This window comes from Dehalococcoidales bacterium (assembly GCA_041652735.1).
GTDB lineage: Bacteria > Chloroflexota > Dehalococcoidia > Dehalococcoidales > RBG-16-60-22 > RBG-13-51-18.
Window position 1 is genome coordinate 90,266 of record JBAZGT010000003.1, and the last position, 17,787, is coordinate 108,052.

At 54.7% G+C, this 17,787-nt stretch carries 17 protein-coding genes; 3 read left to right on the top strand and 14 right to left on the bottom strand.

Annotated elements, in window-relative coordinates:
• Window positions 1-17 precede the first annotated feature (17 nt).
• From WC370_01975 to WC370_02000, 6 genes are all read right to left on the bottom strand, one after another.
• On the bottom strand, window positions 18-224 hold the full coding sequence (locus WC370_01975) for a hypothetical protein (GenBank protein ID MFA5308237.1): 207 nt from the start codon (window positions 222-224) through the stop codon (window positions 18-20).
• The gene (locus WC370_01980) at window positions 187-510 is read right to left on the bottom strand and encodes a hypothetical protein (GenBank protein MFA5308238.1); all 324 of its coding nucleotides are present in this window, start codon (window positions 508-510) and stop codon (window positions 187-189) included. The genes WC370_01975 and WC370_01980 overlap by 38 nt, the downstream gene beginning before the upstream one ends.
• Before the next feature lie 36 nt (window positions 511-546).
• Window positions 547-822 (bottom strand): hypothetical protein, encoded by a 276-nt coding sequence (locus WC370_01985; GenBank protein ID MFA5308239.1) that lies wholly within the window; start codon window positions 820-822, stop codon window positions 547-549.
• A 920-nt stretch (window positions 823-1,742) separates the two neighbouring features.
• Window positions 1,743-3,392 carry an MMPL family transporter gene (locus tag WC370_01990; GenBank protein MFA5308240.1) on the bottom strand — a complete coding sequence of 550 codons (1,650 nt, stop codon included), beginning with the start codon at window positions 3,390-3,392 and terminating at the stop codon, window positions 1,743-1,745.
• 479 nt (window positions 3,393-3,871) lie between these two features.
• Window positions 3,872-4,189, bottom strand: coding sequence for a hypothetical protein (locus tag WC370_01995; GenBank protein MFA5308241.1), 318 nt, complete (start codon window positions 4,187-4,189; stop codon window positions 3,872-3,874).
• A 1,240-nt stretch (window positions 4,190-5,429) separates the two neighbouring features.
• Window positions 5,430-7,187 (bottom strand): chloride channel protein, encoded by a 1,758-nt coding sequence (locus tag WC370_02000; protein MFA5308242.1) that lies wholly within the window; start codon window positions 7,185-7,187, stop codon window positions 5,430-5,432.
• A 198-nt stretch (window positions 7,188-7,385) separates the two neighbouring features.
• On the opposite strand from WC370_02000, the gene WC370_02005 reads away from it, so the two are divergent.
• Window positions 7,386-7,820, top strand: a complete 435-nt coding sequence (locus tag WC370_02005; protein MFA5308243.1) for a VOC family protein — start codon at window positions 7,386-7,388, stop codon at window positions 7,818-7,820.
• Window positions 7,821-7,920: 100 nt separating this feature from the next.
• On the opposite strand, the gene WC370_02010 is transcribed toward WC370_02005, so the two are convergent.
• The 5 genes from WC370_02010 to WC370_02030 all read right to left on the bottom strand — a co-directional run bounded on the left by WC370_02010 (window position 7,921) and on the right by WC370_02030 (window position 12,540).
• Window positions 7,921-8,937 (bottom strand): TIGR00341 family protein, encoded by a 1,017-nt coding sequence (locus tag WC370_02010; protein ID MFA5308244.1) that lies wholly within the window; start codon window positions 8,935-8,937, stop codon window positions 7,921-7,923.
• A gap of 88 nt (window positions 8,938-9,025) precedes the next feature.
• A complete protein-coding gene (locus tag WC370_02015) occupies window positions 9,026-9,472 on the bottom strand; it encodes a hypothetical protein (protein MFA5308245.1) in 447 nt (148 codons plus the stop codon).
• Window positions 9,456-9,932: a hypothetical protein gene (locus WC370_02020; protein ID MFA5308246.1), complete on the bottom strand. Its 477-nt coding sequence runs from the start codon at window positions 9,930-9,932 to the stop codon at window positions 9,456-9,458. Before WC370_02020 ends, WC370_02015 begins: the two co-directional genes overlap by 17 nt.
• 16 nt (window positions 9,933-9,948) lie before the next feature.
• On the bottom strand, window positions 9,949-10,413 hold the full coding sequence (locus WC370_02025) for a hypothetical protein (protein ID MFA5308247.1): 465 nt from the start codon (window positions 10,411-10,413) through the stop codon (window positions 9,949-9,951).
• Window positions 10,414-10,434: 21 nt separating this feature from the next.
• A complete protein-coding gene (locus tag WC370_02030; GenBank protein ID MFA5308248.1) occupies window positions 10,435-12,540 on the bottom strand; it encodes an FAD-dependent oxidoreductase in 2,106 nt (701 codons plus the stop codon).
• A 112-nt stretch (window positions 12,541-12,652) separates the two neighbouring features.
• Between WC370_02030 and WC370_02035 the strand changes: the two genes are divergently transcribed.
• Complete coding sequence (locus WC370_02035) at window positions 12,653-13,465, top strand: alpha/beta hydrolase (protein MFA5308249.1); 813 nt, start codon at window positions 12,653-12,655, stop codon at window positions 13,463-13,465.
• 40 nt (window positions 13,466-13,505) lie between these two features.
• Complete coding sequence (locus WC370_02040) at window positions 13,506-15,983, top strand: glycoside hydrolase family 3 C-terminal domain-containing protein (GenBank protein ID MFA5308250.1); 2,478 nt, start codon at window positions 13,506-13,508, stop codon at window positions 15,981-15,983.
• A 17-nt stretch (window positions 15,984-16,000) separates the two neighbouring features.
• Here WC370_02040 and WC370_02045 read toward each other — a convergent pair whose 3' ends face one another.
• From WC370_02045 to WC370_02055, 3 genes are all read right to left on the bottom strand, one after another.
• Window positions 16,001-16,708, bottom strand: coding sequence for a site-2 protease family protein (locus WC370_02045; protein MFA5308251.1), 708 nt, complete (start codon window positions 16,706-16,708; stop codon window positions 16,001-16,003).
• Window positions 16,709-16,791: 83 nt separating this feature from the next.
• Window positions 16,792-17,139 carry a YkgJ family cysteine cluster protein gene (locus WC370_02050; protein ID MFA5308252.1) on the bottom strand — a complete coding sequence of 116 codons (348 nt, stop codon included), beginning with the start codon at window positions 17,137-17,139 and terminating at the stop codon, window positions 16,792-16,794.
• Window position 17,140: 1 nt separating this feature from the next.
• Window positions 17,141-17,695 (bottom strand): hydrolase, encoded by a 555-nt coding sequence (locus WC370_02055; GenBank protein ID MFA5308253.1) that lies wholly within the window; start codon window positions 17,693-17,695, stop codon window positions 17,141-17,143.
• Window positions 17,696-17,787: the final 92 nt, after the last annotated feature.

Sequence of the window (17,787 nt, forward strand, 5' to 3'; positions counted from 1 at the left end):
TTCCTCTCTACCGGTTCTTATCCCTTGTCCTTTTCTTCCGCAACATTGATCGCCTTGTCAATAAGGCTTCGCACGGCAAGAAGGACTTCCTTTCTAGCTTCTTTCAGGTGACCTCCCGTCAAGTCGGAGGGAAGCTTTATCTGTGGCGCCTTGAATCTGAGAACATATTCCCCCCCATCCTCATGCTCAAACTCCAGTCCCTGCTCCAATTTCATTTTTGCCATTTCCGGCCTCCTCTGTTTTAATTGCTGTTATTGCTCGTTCTGGCGGCGCACAGGCCTTTCCCTTACAGACCAACTCCCAGTCTTCGCTTAACAAGCTGTGACGCTGAACTTTGGCAGGTTTACCCTCAATTTTAAAAGACTTTTTTACCAGCACGCCCATACTAGACGAACTTTTAGAGTCAACGATATTACCATCAACTAAGACTTCACCACTTTCTATCCCGGCTTTATATCTAACAAAATGGTCTTTCCCATCTATTTTTATCCGCCAAATCATCTCATTCACGCTTGATAGCACCTCCTCATTAATGAAATGCGGTGGCTATTCCATGGCGTCACTGAATGCCTTTTGAGCCTCATCCATAACCTTGTCACGCACTTTTCTTGCCTGTTCTAATGTTTCCTTGTATTTTATATCGGTTTCTTCCTTAGCTCGCTTATCGGCGGCTTGTTCAATCGCCTTCTTATGGGCTACGTCCGCTTGTTCTTTAGTATCCTTGTTTACCCTGAAGGCCCGAAGAATGGTCTCTTCATATGCTTTTCTGGCTTTATCTTGAGCTCCGGTATTGGCACTAGACGCTCTTTCTTTCGGCTTCATGCTTCCTCTATATCGATTTTCGTCCTTACCTTCTCTTGTGTCTGCCCAGTTCCCGGACCAGCTAATTGCTCCAGCGCCAGTAATACTTCCTCTCCGGCACGGGCAAGATGCTCCGTAAACCCGCGAGGAAGGCTTCCACCGTGCCTAAAACGGATTTCAATTCCACCCTCGGTATCACAGGTTACTTCACAGTTTAGCTTGAGAATACTATCGCCCATTTCTCAACACACTCCAGCGTTAAAAGAAACATATACCATCATAATATTCCAAAGAAACCAAAATATATGATATACTACCGTTAAATGGTTGTCAAGTTGTCGGTACGCCAGATGAAAAAGTGAATCAAGTTCGATAGCTACGGTTAGCAGCATCCCTTGTTGTCCTGATTGGCCTTAGTTTCGGGTTAATGTGGCTGCTTCAGGAAGCTGTGGCACTTCTTCATCTGCCGCTGGACAAGTTTGCCTGGTTAGCTTATCTCAATGTTTTTATCTCTACACTGATATGCAATCTCACTATATTTATTCCGGTTCCGGTAGCCACTCCAATCCTGATAGCGACAGCAACCCAGTGGAACCCCGTGATGGTGGCGTTGGCTGCCAGTATCGGTGGAACATTGGGAGAGCTTAGCGGCTAATATGCAGGTTACCTGGGCAAACGAATAGCAATAAATGAACGGGTGGCAGGATACAACAAGGTTACAGAGTGGATGGTTCTGCTCATTCTTGGTTGTTCTCCTAAAGTAGCTTGATGTACCTCCTGCCAGTCCGCCTATCCTGAACAATGCCACCACCCACTGTACCAGTGAATATTCCAGCACCAGCTCCAATAAGCAGAATAAAAGCTACTTCACCTAGAGTAAACATGTCATCAACTTTACTTCTGCTTTTCCGTAAGGTGTGTCATTTTTGTATTTCCGATGATTAGTCTCGCCTGGACGGCCACCAATTCCATTTACCCAGTTTTGTAGCAATTGCCGGTAACAGGAAGACCTGCATGATAGCGGTATCGATAAGGACGCCAATAGCTACAGAGATACCGAATTGCACCATGAAGAGGATAGGTGATGAGCTAAGCGCAGCAAAGGTTCCAGCCAGGACAACGCCGCAGGCTAAAATCACCGCTCCGGTAGCAATCGCGGCTACACGGACACCATCGCGGGTGCCCCTCTTCTCAGATTCTTCTCTGATCCTTGACATCAAGAATATGTTATAGTCTGAACCCAGGGCGATCAGTAAAACAAAGGTTATTATTGGTATCAAGAAAAATATGCCTTCTTGTCCCAGCCAGACTTGAAATATCAGAGTCATAAGTCCCATAGTAGCACCATAACTTAGCAGTACCGCCAGCAGCAGATACATGGGAGCTATCAAACTTCTTAGAATGAATACCAATATCAGGAAAGTGAAAATAATCACCAGGATTATGATCCGGTTAAAATCGGTATCTACCATATGTTTGATATCCGTATAGGTTGCCGAACTGCCGCCTGTGGCAATTTCACTGCCAGACAATATTGTGTCTTGGACGCTGGAAGATAGCGTGGTACGGACAGAGTCGATAGTCTGGATAGCTCTATCGGAAGCCGAAAACGAGTCTAGCACTACGTACAGCAAAGTGGACTGGCGACTTTCACTCACAAACATATTGACCAGACCCTGGAATGACGGAGAGGCACTCAGCAGGGTAGGCGACAAGAAGACCGGGTTATCCCGGGAGGCAAATTGGGAACTCAGAGCTTGCAGGTGAGTCTTTAACCCGGCCAGGCTACTTTGTAAAGCCGTGGCAGTAGCGGCACTGTCTGTTCCGGAAGCTTGCGCCAGGACCTGGGAAACCAGGTAAGCATCCTGTTTCTGGAAGGTAGAGGCCAAACCGGTCAAACTGGTAGTGAGATTCTGGATTCCGGACTGCAATTGGGCGCCGGCTGCAACTTGTTGATCTTCCGGGAGTTGGGATATTTGCTCCAATAAGGTAAGTCCGTCGTTGCAAACCTCCAGGGCAGTCAGGTAATCACTATCCGATTGAATTGCCGGGTATTGTTGTCCTAGTTCATTCAAATAAGCGGCGATTAACTGAAGATATTGACCGGCCTGGGCAGGCGTAAAAGCGGTAGTTGAGGCGGCGGTAACCTGGCTCAATTGAGATACCAAATACTGCAACTGGTTGGTCACGCTGGCATCGGCTTTAATTTGGGCTACCGCAGTCTGCATATTATTGAGGCTAACCAGCGCCCCCTGGTAATCGGAATCCTCCTTTACCCATGTAAAATTCTCGTTCAATTCAGTAAGATATGCTGAAATCTGCTGGAAACCGGCGGCGGTTTCCGGGCTGAAAAGGGCGGTTATATCTCCACCGGAACTATCCAGAGCGGCGCTCAGAGTAGTCAATTGCCCTGAGACAGTGAGTTCGTACATAGCACCGGTAGTTCCCTGCGGATTGATAATGCTTTTCACCTTGACAACACCGTCAATCCGGCTTAAATCACCACTAAGTTTAGAGAGAGCGGCCAGAGCCTGGGGTGAAGTCAGGTCGACCCCTTCCGGGGCTGCAATAATGATGTTGGCGGGCTCCATTTCACCGATATCATAGTGTTTTTCCAGAACGTTGTAGCCGGCGATCGAATCGTATCCTTTTCTATCACCGAGTTACCTTGGGTAATAAACGTCTCGATTCCAAGGAGCATACGGCAAGTAACTTCCCAGTGAGAGGAGAGATACAATTAAAGTCACAACCATAGCAATTGAGATAGTCCGCCGTTACAGAGTTAGAACAAACCTTCGGAGCTAATTCGGCATTTGACGAGTGTCTCTCAATATAATAAATTTATGAATATTGGCCTGATTGCGAAACGAGCAACTGTTGTAGGCTGGGTATAAGCTGTTTCTTCTCTAAGAATAGTCCGGAATCCTTCCAACCCCGCTCTACCAAGCCAAACAATGAAGCCCTCGGAGAATATCCGGGGGCTTTTTCTTTTTTGCCAACCATTTGCTAACCAAAGAAACAAGAGGTATTTATTATATCTTTACTTTATGGGCCTCAATTTATTAATAACTTACTTTTCCTTAGCCTTTAACCCTAACTTCTTGATTTCTGCGAGAACACGTTTCCTAATCGTTCGTTTGTCTCTGAGTCTTATCTTAGGGGGATTAGGAGGGTATGGAAGTCCTCTCATTTCAGCTTCAAACATCGCGTCCTCGTGCTTATACGCTTCAACCTGACGCAGATGCTTATCCTTTAGCTGGACTACCCTAACCATCTCGTCTACATCCACCTCTTCCGGCTCTTGTGGCTTTGGTGCATATTGGCTAGAGAGTTGCCGTACTCTTTCCCTGGAAATGCCCAGAAGCCTCCCAACATTGGCATTGTTCATTCCCTGCATTCTGAGTCGTATAATGTCTTCCGGTGCCCACCTAGATAACATGATGTGAACTCGGCAATGTGGACACACGACCGCAACGTTCCCGTGCTGTTTATTGGATACGTCGCCGTCCAGATGGTGAAACTTTTGTGCTCTATATACAGTAGTAAGGCGATGTTGGAAATAGCCTAGATTCTCTGTATTCATGCACTCCAAGCAGACTTTTTCTGCTGCTCCTTTATCCAAATCATCCAGTAATCTAGAGATTTGCCTGATTCGTTCCTCAAGCCGATTCCGTTCCTCCATCAATTCTAGTTTTTCATCTTGTGATAAAGACTTCATGCAAAAAGTGTAGAGCTGTTTCACATATTTGTCAATAGGATTTGACAATTACCTAGCTAACTATTCTACATTTATTACGAACAATTTATCTCATTGCGTGAAAACTTGACAAGAATTACGCTCTGTGAGATGATCAATTTGTGGGTGAGTTTTACCCACAAATCGGACTATAAAGGCGAGTGAGTTTGACTCCCCGCCTTTTTTTTATTCCTTGAAATATTAACTAGGTGGCAAAGTATGTAAATAGAAACATTTAATTTAAAGGGGTATATTTGCGTGTATTCGCGGATTTACCCCTTTTTTTGTCTCCAAAATTCAGGGCAGTTTACGAACGAAATTCGGGGCTGCCCTTTTTATTTACCCGAACTGTTTAGGAGGTAAGATATGAAAAGAATTAGGAAACGAAAAGGGTTCTGTAATTTGACTTATTGTATTTTATTCTACATTTTGGTTAGTATCATCTTGTATATATTTGTGAAAGAGTGCGGCCTCTGGGCAGCTTTAGCTGTGACGGCAGTAAGCTACCCGACGATGGTCCTTATTATTGCCACAATTTTACGCATGCGCGGTGACATTACAGAAAGAAGTTTTATCATCTTGATTTTTGAAGGGTTTAAAATTACACATCTGATACAAAATATACGGAATGATTCAGTAAACATCAAGTCTAACAACCCCCCTAGATCCAAGAAATCATCCTAATAACACTCCTAATGTTCCCTCCTTGTTAGCTCCTTACTACTAATCACTTCATCAAACCCCTTCGCCGCAGCTTCCAGTAATCTAGGCGCCACGTGGCTATAAGTATCCAGGGGTATTTGTATTCTGGAATGTACCAACCCGTGTGGATTATCTTACAACGGATTTTTTATGGAGGCAATAGAGGGGATTTTGAAATCTAGAAGTAAATCTACTTCCTCACCCGCGCCGGCAGCTTCTGCTTGGTCTTTTTCTGGTAAACGCTGATTACCTCGTGGCGGCCGATTACTCCTAGCAGTTTCCGCGTTTCCCGGTCCACCACCGGTATGCGCGCCTCGGTGCTCTCTATGGCGTCCAGCAGCCGGAACATCATCTGCTCAGGGTAAGCCACGAACGGGTTTTTGACTACTATGTCCCCGGCGGTCAGTTGGCTTTCCATATAGCTCGTATCCAGGTAGTGTGCTATATCCGTCTCCGTCAATACGCCCACCAGATTCCCCTTCTCGTCGATAACCGGGAAGCCGTGGTGTCCCGTTTTCTGGAAGGTCTTGAACAGCTGTGACAGCTTCGTCGTCGCCGGCAGGGTAGGGTAATCTTTAGTCATCGCTTCCTTCACCGTCGTGGAGCGCAGCACGTCGCCCAGCTCTTCCTGGTCCAGGTCAACCCCCCGCCGCCGCAGCTTCAGGGTATAAATGCTCTCCCGCCGCAGCGCCCGGCTGACCACCGTGCTGATAACCACCGCCGTCATCAGCGGCAGGATAATGGCATAGTTGCCGGTCATCTCGAAGATTATCAGGATAGCGGAAAACGGCGCCCGCGCCGCGCCGGAGAAGACCGCCGCCATCCCCACGATGCCGTAAGCCCCGGCCGGCGCCGTGATGTTGGGGAAAAAGTGCCCGAAGAATATGCCCACCGCCGTGCCCAGCATCGCTCCCATGAAAAGGCTCGGCGCGAAAACGCCGCCGCTCCCGCCGCTCCCCAGGGTGATGGACGTCGCCAGTATCTTGAAACCCAGGTAGGCGATTACCACCCACACCGTTATCTCGCCGGACAGGGCCTTGGTAATTCCCTCGTAGCCCACGCCCAGGACGTCCAGGCTGTATAGGCCGATGGCGCCCACCGCCAGACCGCCGATGACCGGCCTGATATACTCCGGTATTTTTTTTAAGGCGTCGAAGCGGTCCTCGCTCCAGTAGAGCAGCCAGACGAAAAGCTGGGCGGTAAAAGCTGCCAGGATGCCCAGGACCACGTAAAACCCGAACTCCCACCCGCTGACGATGCCGAACTCCGGCAGGGGAAAAGCGCGGACGTTCCCCAGGAAGGCCTGTGCCAGGAAGTCCGCCACCACCGCGCTGATGACCACGTACCCGAAGCGCCGCGTCACCACCCGTCCCAGTATCACTTCCAGCGCGAAGAGCACCCCGGCGATGGGCGCGTTAAAGGTAGCCGCGATGCCCCCGGCCGCCCCGCAGGCCACCATCACCTTCACCATTTCTTCCGGCAGCTTGAGCCATTGCCCGATGGTCGAGCCGAAGGTGGAGCCTATCTGTACGATGGGGCCTTCACGCCCCACCGACCCCCCGCTGCCGATGCAGATGGAGGAAGCCAGGATTTTTACCAGCGCCACCCGCGGCCTTATCCGCCCGCCCCGCAGGGCCACGGACTCCATTACCTCCGGGACGCCGTGCCCCTTGGCTTCACGGGCGAAGAAATAGACCAGCAGCCCCACCAGCAGCCCGCCGATGGCCGGAATGACGATGATGTAGTAGTGCCCCATGAAGCTGAAGACATGACTGCCCCAGTCGAGGAAGACCGTCTGGAAGGATTTAATCAGCCACCTGAATGCCACCGCCCCCAGCCCGGACATCAACCCCACCAGTACCGCCAGTATCAGCCACGCCACCATTTCCGAGGAGCGGAACCATAAGGCGATGGCGGCAAGTCTATCCGCGAGAGTTTTACGAAACATGATGAACAGTTTTAATGATAGCACCGGGCGGCCTTCCCTATCAAGAAAACAGGCCTGTTTACGATTAAATCTGGTAGAAAGCCATGCCGGGCCGTCCTGCCCGCTGCCCGTGCTGAAGGTGCGCTTGACATCCCGCGATGGCGGTAAGTATAATGAGGGCTATCCGAACAAACATTCTAATATGCGGGAGATGACAATATGATGAAAATCAACCTGGGTCTGCGCTTCCCCGGCACCTGTGAAGAAGCCTTTGAATTCTATCGGTCCGTGTTCGGCGGGGAGCTAATCAAGCTGCAAAGATACAAGGAAATGAGAGAGCACGGCTACGAGGTTGCCGCCGGGGATGAAAACAAGCTGGCCTTCGTGGGCCTGGCGCTGGGAGAAAACATGCTCCTGGGCGGGGATGATTATACGGAATCCTCCGGCCAGCAATACATCCAGGGCAATAACTGCACCATAGAGGTCAGGGTGGACACCAAAGAGGAGGCGGATAGGGTATTTCACGCTCTATCCGCCGGCGGTGTGATAAAGATGCCCCTGGGGGACGTTTACTGGGGGGAATACTGCGGCTATTTTACGGACAAGTTCGGGGTAAGCTGGGGCGTGACCTGTCACTGTTCCCAGGCGGCGTAATGCCCGGTAGCCGTAAAACGGGGGATTTCTCATCGGCAGGTGGTCCCCAGGCATGGTTTGAGCATCTATTGGCGCTGGGATAATAGCCTCAGGACTAAATTTATTTTTGAGAAAGCACTATCAACACCGCCAGTATTATTAGCAGCAACAGCCATGATACCACGGCGATACGAGTGGCCTTTTTAGCCTTTTCTGCTTCCCACCATTTGGCCGGTCTGATTCCTTGAAAAATAAAAGTGCCTACCGCCGCCAGATTAAGCGCCACGATGTTGATGGCGAATAGGAGCAGAGCGCCCAAAGCCGGATGCCAGAGCAGTCTGCCTGATAACATGCCGAAAGTAACCAGCGGAGGCAATATTGCTACAGAGACCATAACCCCAACCAGAGCCGCTGATAGACTCGTCGTGAAGGCAAGAGCGCCGGCGCTGCCTGAAGCTAAAGCTATCACAATGTCTTGTATATTCACTTGAGTTCTGGAAACAACTTCAGGTGTATTCGGATTCACGTCGAGTACAAAGCCCAGCAGTAATGAAAACACCAGAACTACCGCCAGCGCAACCCCGCTGGCTTTCAAGGCGCGGCGGGCTAAATCGGCGTCTCCCAGCGTGGTGGCCAGCGCCAGGGCTATGTTGGGACCCAGCATCGGGGCGATTACCATCGCCCCGATGATTATCACAAGATTGTTTTGTTGCAGTCCCAGCGCCGCCACGATGGAGGAGAGTCCCAGTAAAACAATAAAATTCCTTGAAATTTCAGTAGCACTGGATATTCCGCTGTATAGTTCTTCCCGGCTTATCCGGGGCGCCGGTTTTTTTACAGGTTCCGGACCGGGTTCAGGCTGGACTGCATTATTTTCCTTTTCAGGAGGCTCGGGGCGGGGGATAGTTGCCGCCACGTTCAGGATATTTACTCTGAAACCTTTGACGTCGGCAAAGCTCTGGGTAAGTTCGTCGGTCAGCTTTTCTATCTCATTCTCCGGCATGAGAATCTGCATCTGCAACCAGTCACCGTTCAGTTTCTGGTAGCGTTGGTCTAGATTCTGGTGTTGCTCCAAGATATTTTGCAGCTCATTGGACTTGTTTTCCGGATAATATATATGAACCAGACGCAGTTCCATCTAAAACCAATCCGCCCGCCGTTTTTCCCGCCGGCAGGCTAATGTAAATATTGTTTTTCCCTTCCCCCTCACCCCTAATCTCTTCCCCCTAATCCTTATACTTCTTCCCCATCCCCGCCGTGAAATGGAACATCGGCTTGTCAATCCGCCGGATGTTTATCGGCCCGTGCTCCACCCCCGCCGGGATGAACGCTATAAAGCTCCGGCTGATGAAGTTCTGCCGCCCGTCTATCCAGAACTCGATTTCCCCGTTGAGGTTATAGGGGTCTGCGGGGTCGGTCCCCACCCAGGCTATCGTCTCGTCAAAGTCGTGCTTGTGCGCCCCGATGGTGCGGTCTTTCAAAGAGCCCGTTTTCTCCGGCCAGTCCCCCGGTAAAAACCAGGCCGTCTCCATGTAAAAAGCCCCCTTGAGCACCTCGCTGTCCAGGGAAAGCAGCCGCCGCGCCTCGTTATCCCTAAAAACCGGCGACCACGGCGCGTCGCCCGCCACGTCCCTCAGCTCCGTCACGAAGTATTTTTTATCTATTTTTGCCACTTTTTTTCTCCCTTCTGGTTTCGTGCCCGCCCGGGTCCGCCTCGGCTAAAGACCCCGCCCCCACCATGATGGTGAACTCCAGGTGCGGCCGGGTATATTTTTTCCAGGTCAGCGGCCCGTGTTTGACCCCTTTGGGCACGAATACCGCGGACGTTTTGTTGATCAGCAGCGGCTCCCCGTCCACCATGAACTCTATTTCCCCGCCCAGGTCCTCCTGGTTTTCCGGGTCCGTCCCTATGTGGACGACAATCTCGTCGTAGCGGTGGGTGTGCTCGTGGATATGGGGATTGGGGTCCGGCATGCCGAACACCCAGCCCGTCTCGATGTAGATATTGCTGGCCGGCACCAGGTTATTGCTCATCAGCGTCATCGCCGGGCGGCGGCCCTTGACCTCGGTTTCCGGCGTCACCTCGTAAGCGGGCTGGCTCACGAAGTACTTTTTGGGGTTCTTCTTCGGCATCGATATCCTCCTGGCCTTATTTTTTAATTTTTACGTATGAAACGTCGTTGCCGGACTCGAACATGAAAATGGGGGTGTCTATCCGCTTGAGGACGACGGGACAGTGCTTGACGCCCCTGGGGATGAGAATCAGGCAGGACTTGGTCAGCGTGTAGGGCTCGTCGTCCATCCACAGCTCTATTTCCCCGCCCAGCTCCCGCGGGTGGTTGCGGTTCGACCCCGCGAAGCCGATGACCTCGTCGAAGTCGTGCGTGTGCGGCGTCTCGATGCTGACCGGCCCGTCCCCGGTCAGCTGCCACAGCCACTCGCACCCCGCGAAGGGCGACCCCTTCACTATCGAGTCCTGGATGCCCAGCAGCAGCGTCCGGTCCAGCGTTTTGCCCGCTTTGGCCTGCTCTTCCAGGCTCTTCACGTCGCGTTCGGGCGGCGGCGGCATCAGGTCTTCCGTCACGATGTTATTGGCGTATTTCTGTCTGGGCATGTCCCTGTCTCCTTTGTTCGACTATATCTCGCGGGCGGCCTGCATCCCGGCGCTCACGGCGTCCGCTATCAGCAGCGGCTCATGGCAGTCGCCGGCGGCGTAAAGCTCCGGCACCTTGCCCTGGAGGCTATCGTAAAGCGTGGTGTTGGGCACCAGCGGCAGCGCCGGTATAATGGTATCCGCTTTCAGGGACTGCCGGGAGCCGTCCTTGTTGACGATCATCAGCCCCTGGTCGTTGATTTCCACGTACTCCTTCACCCCGCTTATCAGGGTGACGTCCTTTTTGCGGAACCACTTGAACAGGTAGGCCTGGATAACATCCACCATCCCCTGTCCCATGTGGGCCGATTGCTCCACGATGGTGACCTGCCGCCCGCGCTTTCTTAAAAACTCCCCCAGCTCGCAGCCGTGCAGGCTCCCCCCGATAATCACCACCCTTTGCCCGATGGGCAGATAGTATTTGGTCAGCCGCCGCAGCGTGTCCGGCCGGAAAATGCGTAAGTAGGACTTGAGCTGGCGGTGCAGCGCGGCGCTGCTCACTACCTTGTGGTTCCGGATGCCTTTTATCTCCGGCATAAACGGCATGCCGCCGGTGGCCACGATAACCGCGTCCGGCTTTATCGCCGCTATCAGCTTGGCGTTGACCTGCTTCCCCAGCTTTATTTTCACGCCCAGCTTGACCAGCTGGCGGTGGTAATAGCTGATAATTGCCGGCAGGTCTTCCAGCTCCGTGCCTTTCACCATGGCGGCTATCGGCAGCAGCCCGCCCAGCCTCGACTGCTTATCGTAAAGGGTGACGCTGTGTCCCCGCAGCGCCGCCACCCGGGCGGCTTCCATGCCCGCCGGGCCCGCCCCCACCACTACCACCTTTTTCTTTTTATCGGCTTTATCTATCGTGTTAAAGGTCTTGCCCATGAAAGCGTTGATGCGGCAGCGCTGGCTGCCCAGGCAGTTCTCGCAGGCGGTGCAGGGCGCGATGTCCTGTAGCCTCCCCGCCGCCACCTTGTTGGGAAAATCCGGGTCCGCCTGGAGGCGCCGCGTCATGGCTATGAAGTCGGCTTTGCCTTCCCTTAGCGCCTGCTCCCCCAGCGCCGCGTCCAGCTTGCCCACCACCATCACCGGGATGGATACCAGTTCTTTAATCCCCGCCGCCAGGTTAACGTTAGCCGCCGCCCCCCGCAGGCCGGCGTTGTATTGAGGGGGGAAGTGGTTGAGCGGGACGATGGGCTCCGGGTAGAAAAGCAGGTCCGGCAGGTAGGCCCCCACGTGATAGCCCAGCCAGTGGCTGCGCACGTGTATCATGTCCGCCCCGGCCTCCTGTAAAAGCCGCGCCGTCTGGTGGCTTTCTTCCTGGGTCAGGCATTTGTCATCGGCGATGCCGGCGATTTGCCCTGTTTCCACGGCGTTGATGCAGACGGACACGGGGAAGTCCCGGCCCAGCCGCTTTTTAATCTCTTTGACGATGGCTGTTACCAGGCGGGCGCGGTTGACCTGGCTGCCGCCGTAGCTGTCCTGCCGCCGGTTCCAGAACGGGGAGAGGAAGTTGTGCAGTAAATGGCTGCTGGCGGCGTTCACGTCCACGCCGTCGAACCCGGCCTGCTGCGCGCGCACCGCCGCGCTGGCGAATTTATCGATGATGATTTCTATTTCCGGTATGGTAAGCTCCCGCGGCATCTCGTTATGGAAGTCGTTTTCCGACTTCAGCGAGACGCGGGAGGCGGCAATCGGCGGCCCTTTGAAGGGGGAGTCCGGGGGTACGCCCGGCGCCTCGAAGAGATTGGACTGCCAGGGGCCGTCATGGTTCATCTGCATGAAGGTGGGGCAGCCGTATTTGTGGATGATTTTGGGCAACTCGCTCAGCCCCGGCACGTACTTGTCGTCGTCGATACGGTAGCGCGCCCGCCACCGCGCCCCGGCCGGGTAGTCTATAGTGGGGGACTCCACGATGAGCAGTCCCACCCCGCCCCGCGCCAGCGATTCGTAGTACGCCAGCACCTTGCCGTTCATGGTAGTCTCGTCCTCGTGCCACATCATCACCCCCGCCCCGGTCTTGACGATGCGGTTCCGCGTCATCACCGACCCTATTTTGCCGGGCTCCATCAGCCTCTCGAATTTCCTCGTAGCCATATATCTTCTCTCCGTTTGATTCTTGGCTATATACTAGCATTTTTCCCCGGAATTTCATACAATTATTCAGCAGTCATACTGCATACCCCGCTGCTTGCAGAAAGGAACACTCATGCTCTCTTACACGGAAGGCTATCTCACCATAGAAGGTGTTAAAATCCACTACTACCGCACCGGCGGCGCCAGGCCCCCTTTCCTCCTGCTCCACGGGGCGGCGGATAACGGCCTCTGCTGGACGCCCACGGCTGAATGGCTGTCAGACCGCTACGATGTCATCATGCCGGACGCCCAGGGCCACGGCCTTTCCGACCGACTGGACGCGGACTTTTCTTATCAGAAGCTTACGGACCAGGCGGTGGGGCTGATAAAAGCGCTGGGCTTGAAAAAGCCGCTTATCATGGGGCATTCCATGGGGGCGGGCACGGTGCTGAACATCGCCGCCGGACACCCCTCCATCCCCGGCGCGGTTATCTGGGAAGACCCGGCCTGGTACGCGCCGGATACCCCTCCCGTTTCCAAAGAGGAGCTGGCGGAACGGGACGCTTTCTGGAAACACCTGGCGGACCTGGGTAAACGCCCTGAAGCGGAAATTGTCGCCTCCTGCCGCGCCCAGAACCCCGGCTGGTCGGAAGCGGATATCGTTTCCTGGTCCAGAGCCAAGCTCCAGTTCGACCCCTCTCTCAGAGACTATGAGCTGATAAACCCGCGCACCTACGTGGAGTTGGTGCCGCAAATAAAGTGCCCCGCCCTCCTCATCATCGCCGATGGCGGCATCGTCACCAAATCCGTCGCCGAACACGCCGCCCGACTCGGTAAAAACCTGAAGTGGGTGGAGATAAAGGGCGCCGACCATTTTGTCCGCAAGGAGCGGTTCGCGGCGTTCCGGCAGGCCCTGGCCGCTTTCCTGGATACCCTGCCCGCTTAAAAAAACAAATTAGACGCTACTATACCCGCCGGAGGCGACCATGGAAGAACGCATTGCCGCGCTGCTGTGTAAAATGACTCTGGAGGAGAAAATATCCCTCCTGGCCGGTGTGGATAACTGGCATACCCGGCCCGTTAAGCGCCTGGGCATTCCCGCTATCAAGGTTACGGACGGGCCCCACGGCGCCCGCACCGCGGACGAAAGTAATCCTAACGAGACCCTACCCGCCACCTGTTTCCCCACCGGCGTGGCCCTGGCCGCCACCTGGAACACCGACCTCATTAAAAAGGTGGGCGTGGCTCTGGGAAAGGAAACCCGGGCGCGCGGCTGTTCCGTTTTGCTCGGCCCCTGCGTCAATATCCACCGCTCCCCCCTTGGCGGCCGCAACTTTGAAAGCTATTCGGAAGACCCCTGCCTGTCCTCGCGGCTGGCCGTGGCTATCGTCTCCGGCATCCAAAGCCGGAAGGTCAGCGTCTGCGTCAAGCACTTCGCCCTGAACAACCAGGAGTACCAGCGCATGACTATCAGTTCCGATGTGTCGGAACGCGCCATGCGGGAAATCTATTTCCCTTCTTTTGCCAAAGCGGTCAAAGAGGCCGGGGCCTGGGCCGTGATGTGCTCTTACAACAGGGTGAACGGCGTATACGCCTCCGCCAACCGCCGGCTGCTGACCGACCTTTTGAAGGGGGAATGGGGCTTTGAGGGGCTGGTGATGTCGGACTGGTTTGCCGTCCACAGCACCGTGCCCGCCGCCAAGGCCGGCCTGGACCTGGAAATGCCCGGCCCGGCGCTGTATTTTAATGAAACCTTGCTGGAAGCGGTCAAACAGGGCCAAGTGCCCGTTGATATTATCGACGATAAGGTGCGGCGGCTTTTACGGCTTATGTTTAACACCGGCGCTTTTGAAGAAGATATTAAAGTCGCCGGCGCCGTTAAGGACTTCCCCGCCCACCGCCGCCTCGCCCGCGCCGCGGCGGAAGAGGCCATCGTCTTATTGAAGAATGAAAGGAACGTCCTGCCGCTTGATAGAAAGTCGGTCAGGACCATCGCCGTCATCGGGCCCCAGGCCGCGGTCGCTGGTATCCAGGGCGGCGGCAGCGCCGAGGTGCGGCCGTACTATAAAGTGTCGCCGCTGGCGGCCCTGCAAAAGCTCTGCGGCGATAAGGTAAAAATAATCTACGAGCTCGGCTGCCCCAGCAATATCTATACCCTGCCCCTCGACCCCGCTTGCCTGATTTCCGCTAAAGGCAGCAAAAAACCCGGCCTGACCGCCGCCTACTACGGCAACAGCGATTTTGTCGGTAAGCCCGCCCTCACGCGGGTGGATACCGATTTCGATTTCCGCTGGACGCCGGACGCCCCCCCGGTCGAATGCTCAGGCGGGACGGACTTCTCCGTGCGCTGGCAGGGCATTTTCAAAGCGCCGGAAACCGGCCTCTTCCGGTTCGGTCTGGCGGCCAACGGCTGGGGGCGGCTTTATATCGACGATACTTTAGTCTGCGGCAACTGGGGCGAGCGCCGGGGCGGCGCGGACTTTCACGTTACCGAATCTACCGGTGAGTATGCCATGAAGTCCGGCCGTTCTTACGCTATCAAAATTGAGTTCCGCAAAAACGACTTCGAGCAATTCCCCCGGCGCTCCATCAGAATCGGCTGTGATTTGCCCCGCCCCGATGACCTCCTCGAACGCGCCGCTAAAGCCGCCGCCGGGGCGGATGTCGCTATCGTTTTTACCGGCCTGACGGAAGAGTACGAGAGCGAGGGGTTCGATAGAAAAAACATGGACCTGCCGCCGGGGCAGAGCGCGCTTATCCGCGCCGTGGCCAAAGCCAACCCCAATACGGTGGTCGTCCTGAACAACGGCGCGCCGGTGACCATGGCGGACTGGATTGATGACGTTCCCGCCGTGGTTGACGCCCTCTTTCCCGGCCAGGAAGGCGGGAATGCCGTGGCCGCCGTGCTCTTCGGGGACGTGAATCCCTCCGGTAAGCTGCCGGACACTTACCCCCGCCGCCTGGAGGACAACCCCGTCTTTATCAATTACCCCGGCGAAAGCGGTAAGGTGCTCTACGGCGAGGGCATCTACGTGGGCTATAGGTATTATGACGCCAAAAAGGTTGAGCCTTTATTCCCCTTCGGGCACGGCCTGTCTTACACCGGCTTCAAGTACGGCAATCTCAAGGTTTCTCCGGCTAAAGCTAAAGTTGGACAAAAAATAGCCGTCAGCATAGATATTACCAATACCGGCCAAACGGCTGGCAAAGAGGTGGTGCAGCTTTACGTATCGGATGTCGTTTGCCGCCTCGCCCGCCCGCCCCGGGAGCTTAAAGCCTTTAAGAAAATCAGACTGGCCTCCGGCGCGACGCAGACGGTGACTTTCACGCTGGATGATGAAGTCTTCTCCTTCTACGACCCCGCCCTTAAGGACTGGACGGTTGAGCCCGGCGATTTTGAGATTTTAGTGGGGAGTTCTTCCAGGGATATCCGGGCTAAAAAGACTGTCAGCCTGGACGCCTGATGTGCGGCGATCCCCCGCTATTGGTAATTCGCGCCCCAGTAAATGATGTTGATGACCCTGCCGAACACCCATTGGAAAAGCGGCGAGAAAGCGTACCAGGCCAGTATCAGGCCGATGAATCCGAACAGCGGATTGGCAATAAATTTCCGGTATTTACGGGCGGTGTCCTCGCTCATGAATAGAGAAATTACACCGCTGCCGTCCAGCGGCGGCAGGGGAAACAGGTTTAGAATCACCAGTATCAGGTTCAGCATGAACAAAATGCTGATGAAGGTGGCAAACCCGTCCAGCCTGACTGACGTGGCATCCACGATGTGCTGGATATTGGCGGTATAGGGTGCCGCGAAAAAGCCGATTTGTATGCCCAGTTTGATGATGATTACGGCGAAAATCGCCAGCAGCAGGTTCGCCGCCGGGCCCGCCGCCGCCATCCAGGCGGCTTTCCGCGGGTGCTGGTGCGCCCATGTCGGGTCATAAGGCGTACGCGCGAACCCGAAAGGCCACCCTATGGCGAACGCTGATATCAGCGGCAGTACCACCATGCCCCACGGTTCCCGCTTGATGTGCGGCCAGGGGTTCAGGGATACCTGCCCCCCGGTATATGCGGTAAGGTCGCCGCCTTTTTTGGCGGCCCAGGCGTGGGCGGCTTCATGAAAGGTGACCGAAATTACAAAGACGAAATACCAGGCGAGCGCGTAGATGACCCTCGTGGACTCTCCCTGCATCTAAATCACCGGGGCAGACGTTTTGAACGATAAAGACATTTTGGCGTTATTATATGGGGACGATGCCGCTTTGTTAAAAACGCTTACTTGCCCCGCCCCGCCCCCTCCTTGCATTCCTTTTTATCCGGCCCCGGCTGCCATTTGGCGCAGCAGGCCGGCTTCACCTCGTGGATGGCGCAGGCCGCCAGCCCGTTATCGAACTGGAGAAAAGCGCAGGCGCCGTTGACGTGGCGTATCAGCCGGTACTCGGAATACTGCCAGCGCCGGTCGTCGTAAAGCTCTTCCCAGTCGCTCTCCGTTATCCCCAGGTAACTTAAAATTCTTTCCGTATCCTGCGGCGTCACGAAGGCCTGGTGCATGGTGCAGCACATACCGCAGCGCCGGCAGGGCATAGCCCCGGGTTCTTTTCCGGGAACGTTATCTTTTACCATGTTACTTTACGATGCTGCTTATCTGCTTGAATTTGTCCGTCCCGGCCGCCTTGAGCAGCTCGAACAAAGCCGTTTCGACGGTGGTGGGGCTGATGCCCGCCGCCCCCATCTTGAAAAGCGCCGTCAGTTTGTTCTCGGGGTCGCGGGAGGCCGCGGCGTCGCTCACTACCTGCGCCTGGTATCCCTCCCGCGCCAGCGCCATCGCCGTCTGGTACACGCAGATATGCGCCTCGATGCCGGCTATCAGCACCTGCTTGCGCTTTAGCGATGCCACCGCCGCCCCGAACTCCGGCGCGTCACAGCAGGAGAAGCAGACTTTCTCTACCGGTTTGACGTCCGGTAAAAGCTCTTTAATCTCCGGGATGGTGGGGCCCAGCCCCCTGGGGTACTGCTCGGTGATGATTACCGGCGCTTCCAGCACCTTTATCCCCCTGATAAGCTTGAGGAGGTTACGCAGCAGTTTTTCTTTATCGTGCATCACCGGGAAAAGCCTCTCCTGGAAGTCGATAAGCAGCAGCACGGTATTGGCGGCATCCAGCGCCGGCGGTACGTTCATGTTATTTCTCCTTATGGTTATTGCGGGTGAAGCGCGGCCATTTCTGTCCCGGCCTATCGCTAAATCCTGTATTTTCCCACGCTGTTCGGCGT

What these genes read in the sequence shown, in the direction of transcription:
- WC370_01975 (MFA5308237.1), bottom strand. Translation starts at nt 224, where the DNA reads ATGGCAAAAATGAAATTGGAGCAGGGACTGGAGTTTGAGCATGAGGAT.
- WC370_01985 (MFA5308239.1), bottom strand. Translation starts at nt 822, where the DNA reads ATGAAGCCGAAAGAAAGAGCGTCTAGTGCCAATACCGGAGCTCAAGAT.
- WC370_01990 (MFA5308240.1), bottom strand. Translation starts at nt 3,392, where the DNA reads ATGGAGCCCGCCAACATCATTATTGCAGCCCCGGAAGGGGTCGACCTG.
- WC370_01995 (MFA5308241.1), bottom strand. Translation starts at nt 4,189, where the DNA reads ATGAACAATGCCAATGTTGGGAGGCTTCTGGGCATTTCCAGGGAAAGA.
- WC370_02000 (MFA5308242.1), bottom strand. Translation starts at nt 7,187, where the DNA reads ATGTTTCGTAAAACTCTCGCGGATAGACTTGCCGCCATCGCCTTATGG.
- WC370_02005 (MFA5308243.1), top strand. Translation starts at nt 7,386, where the DNA reads ATGATGAAAATCAACCTGGGTCTGCGCTTCCCCGGCACCTGTGAAGAA.
- WC370_02010 (MFA5308244.1), bottom strand. Translation starts at nt 8,937, where the DNA reads ATGGAACTGCGTCTGGTTCATATATATTATCCGGAAAACAAGTCCAAT.
- WC370_02020 (MFA5308246.1), bottom strand. Translation starts at nt 9,932, where the DNA reads ATGCCGAAGAAGAACCCCAAAAAGTACTTCGTGAGCCAGCCCGCTTAC.
- WC370_02025 (MFA5308247.1), bottom strand. Translation starts at nt 10,413, where the DNA reads ATGCCCAGACAGAAATACGCCAATAACATCGTGACGGAAGACCTGATG.
- WC370_02030 (MFA5308248.1), bottom strand. Translation starts at nt 12,540, where the DNA reads ATGGCTACGAGGAAATTCGAGAGGCTGATGGAGCCCGGCAAAATAGGG.
- WC370_02035 (MFA5308249.1), top strand. Translation starts at nt 12,653, where the DNA reads ATGCTCTCTTACACGGAAGGCTATCTCACCATAGAAGGTGTTAAAATC.
- WC370_02040 (MFA5308250.1), top strand. Translation starts at nt 13,506, where the DNA reads ATGGAAGAACGCATTGCCGCGCTGCTGTGTAAAATGACTCTGGAGGAG.
- WC370_02045 (MFA5308251.1), bottom strand. Translation starts at nt 16,708, where the DNA reads ATGCAGGGAGAGTCCACGAGGGTCATCTACGCGCTCGCCTGGTATTTC.
- WC370_02050 (MFA5308252.1), bottom strand. Translation starts at nt 17,139, where the DNA reads ATGGTAAAAGATAACGTTCCCGGAAAAGAACCCGGGGCTATGCCCTGC.
- WC370_02055 (MFA5308253.1), bottom strand. Translation starts at nt 17,695, where the DNA reads ATGAACGTACCGCCGGCGCTGGATGCCGCCAATACCGTGCTGCTGCTT.